A 3755-nucleotide genomic window follows, 5' to 3' on the forward strand; every position below is an offset into this window, starting at 1 on the left:
CGGCAGCCGGGAGGTGGTGGACGGGCTGATCCATGACGGGCTGTGGTGCTCGTTCGGCGAGTGCCACATGGGCGGGCACGCGGAGTACACGGCGTGGAAGGCGGGGATCACGCGGGAGGAGGCGGACGAGTTCGCACTGGAGTCGCAGCGCAAGGCGATCCGCGCCATTGACGAGGGGCTGTTCCGGGACGAGATCGTGCCGGTCGAGGCGCCGGGGCGCAAGGGCGCGACGGTAGTGGACACGGACGAGTCGCCGCGCCGCGACACGTCGCTCGAGGCGCTGGCGCGGCTGACACCCGCGTTCCTCCAGGACCTGCCCCAGGAGGTGGCCGCGCCCGTAGTGACGGCTGGCAATGCGCCGGGCATGAATGACGGCGCCGCCGCGCTGGTTCTGACCAGTCAGGAGTACGCGGAGGCGCAGGGGCTGCCCATCCTGGCGCGCATCAGCGCCTACGCCTCTGGCGCAGTGGCGCCGCGGGAACTGTTCTTTGCGCCGGTGCGGGCGGTGCGCCGGGTCATGGAGAAGGAGGGGAAGCAGATCCGGGATTACGACCTGATCGAGGCCAACGAGGCCTTCGCCGTGCAAGCTCTGGCCGATGGCAAGGAGTTGGGCTGGGACTGGGACCGGGTCAACGTGCACGGCGGCGCGGTCGCGCTGGGCCACCCCATTGGCGCCTCGGGTGCGCGCATCCTGGTCACGCTGCTCTACGCGATGAAGGCGCGCGGCGCGCGCACAGGGCTGGCGACGCTCTGCCTGGGCGGCGGCGATGCGGTGGCCTTGTCCGTGGAGCGGGTGTGAGCGAGGACGCGGCTGCCCATGCCCTCCGGCGCCCGGCAGCGGCTGTTCCTCGCCCATGGTAAGCTCCGTAGCGGCTGGAGGCTCCTGCTCTTCGTCGTTCTCTTCACGGCCCTGGTGCTGCTGGCCAGGTTCCTAGTCAGGCTGGCGCCGCCGCCTCCCCTTCACCTCGAGCTGTTCTGGCAGGGACTGGCGCTGCTTGCCGCCGCACTGGGCGCGGGGTGGCTGCTCCTGGCCAGGCTGGACCGGCGGCCGCCAGGCGCACTGGGCTTTGCCTGGACCTCCGCCACACCCCGCGAGCTGCTGCGCGGCCTGGCCGTGGGAGTGGTCAGCCTGGGCGCGGTGGCGGCTTCGCTTACTGCGGCCGGCGCACTGCACTACCGGCAGGAGGCGGGCACGAGCACCGCGTACCTGGCGGCGCTGGCGGGCAGCCTGCTGCTGCTCGCGCCGGCCGCGGCCGCGGAGGAGGCGGTCTTCCGCGGCTACCCGTTCCAGGTGCTGGTGGAGGGGGTCGGGCCGCTGCTGGCAACCCTGCTGGCCAGCGCAGGATTTGCGCTGGTACACGTCTCCAATCCCGAGGCGAGCCCGCTCGCTCTGCTCAACATCTTCCTGGCCGGCGTACTCCTCTCCCTGGCCTACCTGCGCACGCGCAGCCTGTGGTTTGCCAGCGCGCTGCACCTGGGGTGGAACTGGGTGCTGGCCAGCCCACTGGACCTGCCGGTCAGCGGCCTCGATCTGTTCGATACGCCCTTATACGACGCGGCCGCGGCTGGCCCGCGCTGGATCACGGGGGGCGCCTTCGGCCCGGAGGGTGGGCTGGCGGGCACCGTCGCCACACTGGTCGCCATCTGGGCGGTGTGGCGCCTGCCGGGGCTGGGCGAGGCGCCCGAGATGCACGCGCTGCAGCCTCTGGTGGACTCGAGGCTCGCGCCCGCGGCGAAGGGGCGGGCGGCATGAGTGCCATCCGCCGCGTGGCCGTCATTGGCGGCGGGACTATGGGCAACGGGATCGCCCACGTCTTCGCGCAGCACGGGCACGAGGTGGTGCTCGTGGACGTGAGCGAGGAGCGGCTGAGCGTGGCACTGGCGACCATTGCCTCGAACCTGGACCGGCAGATCAGGAAGGGGGCACTCCCGGAAGACGTGAAGGCAGCGACGCTGGCGCGCATTCGCACCGCTACGCGCGTAGCCGATGCGGCGCCGGCCGAGCTGGCCGTCGAGGCGGTGCCCGAGCAGCTCGAACTCAAGGTCCAGGTGCTGGGCGAGCTGGGTGCAGCGCTGCCGGACGCGGTGCTGGCGTCCAACACTTCGTCCATCTCGATCACCGAGCTGGCCCGGCACGTGCCACGGCCGGAGCGGGTGGTCGGCATGCACTTCATGAACCCGGCGCCGGTGATGAAGCTGGTCGAGGTGATCCGGGGGCTGCAGACGTCGGAGGTCACTACCAGCGCCGTGATCGAGCTGGCGCGTCGCCTGGGCAAGGAGCCGGTCGAGGTGAACGACTCCCCGGGCTTCGTCTCCAACCGGGTGCTCCTGCCCATGATCAACGAGGCGGTGTACTGCCTCATGGAGGGGGTGGCGGACGCGGAGGCGATCGACACGGTCTTGCGGCTGGGAATGAATCATCCGCTGGGCCCGCTCGCACTCGCCGACCTCATCGGGCTGGACACCTGCCTGGCGATCCTCGAGGTGCTGCACCGCGACCTGGGCGAAGACAAGTACCGGCCCTGCCCGCTGCTGCGGAAGTACGTGAGCGCGGGGTGGTTGGGGCGGAAGACGGGGCGGGGGTTCTATGAGTACCAGGGCTAGGGCGGGAATGGAGAACGCTATGAGTGCCGGGGGCATCGGCGAGGAGCAGCAGCAGGTTCGCGCACTGGCGCGGGAGTTCGCGGAGGCGGAGCTGCGTCCGCACGTCGAGCGCTGGGACCGGGAGCGGGCGCTGGACCCGGCCGTGTTCAAGCAGCTTGGCGAGCTGGGCTTCTTCGGGATGCTGGCGCCCGAGGCGTTCGGCGGCCTCGACCTCGACCTGCCCACCTACCTGGCCGCGCTGGAAGAGCTGGCCTGGGGCGAGCCGACCATCGCCCTGACGCTCTCCATCCACAGCGCCTTTGCCGTCACCTTGCTGCTCCGCCACGGCGGCGAGGCGCTGAAGACCCGCTGGCTGGAACGGCTGGCACGCGGCGATGCCGTGGCGTGCTTCGCCCTGTCCGAGGCGGAGGCGGGTTCCGATGCGGCGGCGCTCACGACGCAGGCGGCGCGGGACGGCGATGGCTGGGTGCTCAGTGGCGAAAAGAAGTGGGTGAGCAACGGGGGCGTAGCCGGGCTGGCCCTGGTCGCGGCGCGGACCGACTCGCCGGAAGCGCGGTGCGGAGCCAAGGGGATCGGCCTGTTCCTCGTGCCTACCGACGCCGCCGGCTACGAGGTCGGCGCGCGGGAGAAGCTCATGGGGCTGCGGCCCATCGAGGTGGTGACCCTACATTTGCGCGACGTCCGCCTCGATGGCGACGCGGTCCTGGGTGACCCGACGCGGGGCTTTGTCTACGCGATGGAAGGGCTGGACGTGGGCCGGCTGGGCATTGCGGCGCAGGCCGTAGGCATCGCGCAGGCGGCTCTGGACCATGCCCTCGCCTACGCCGGCGAGCGCGAGCAGTTCGGCCAGAAGATCCGCGAGTTCCAGGGCCTGCAGTTCAAGCTGGCCGACATGGCCACGCGGGTTGCGGCGGCGCGGGCGCTGGTGCAACAATCTGCCGCGTCGCCGGCCACAGCAGCGTCCGCCATGGCCAAGCTATTCGCCAGTGAGACGGCCATGTGGGTCACGACCCAGGCGGTCCAGGTCTTTGGCGGCTACGGCTACATGCGCGACTACCCGGTCGAGAAGCTCATGCGCGACGCCAAGGCGACGGAGATCTACGAGGGCAGCAACGAGATCCAGCGGGTGGTGATTGCGCGAGAGCTTTACC

At 71.0% G+C, this 3755-nt stretch carries 4 protein-coding genes; all 4 read left to right on the forward strand.

Features of this window, described 5'->3' with window-relative positions:
* The coding region (locus tag HY703_12640; GenBank protein ID MBI4546040.1) for an acetyl-CoA C-acyltransferase at positions 1 to 799 on the forward strand (799 nt) is incomplete at its 5' end.
* Positions 800 to 817: 18 nt separating this feature from the next.
* A complete protein-coding gene (locus tag HY703_12645; protein ID MBI4546041.1) occupies positions 818 to 1753 on the forward strand; it encodes a CPBP family intramembrane metalloprotease in 936 nt (311 codons plus the stop codon).
* Positions 1750 to 2604: a 3-hydroxybutyryl-CoA dehydrogenase gene (locus HY703_12650; GenBank protein ID MBI4546042.1), complete on the forward strand. Its 855-nt coding sequence runs from the start codon at positions 1750 to 1752 to the stop codon at positions 2602 to 2604. Before HY703_12645 ends, HY703_12650 begins: the two co-directional genes overlap by 4 nt.
* Before the next feature lie 19 nt (positions 2605 to 2623).
* On the forward strand, positions 2624 to 3755 hold a 1132-nt coding region (locus HY703_12655), incomplete at its 3' end, for an acyl-CoA dehydrogenase family protein (protein MBI4546043.1).

The organism is Gemmatimonadota bacterium, assembly GCA_016209965.1.
Taxonomy (GTDB): domain Bacteria; phylum Gemmatimonadota; class Gemmatimonadetes; order Longimicrobiales; family RSA9; genus JACQVE01.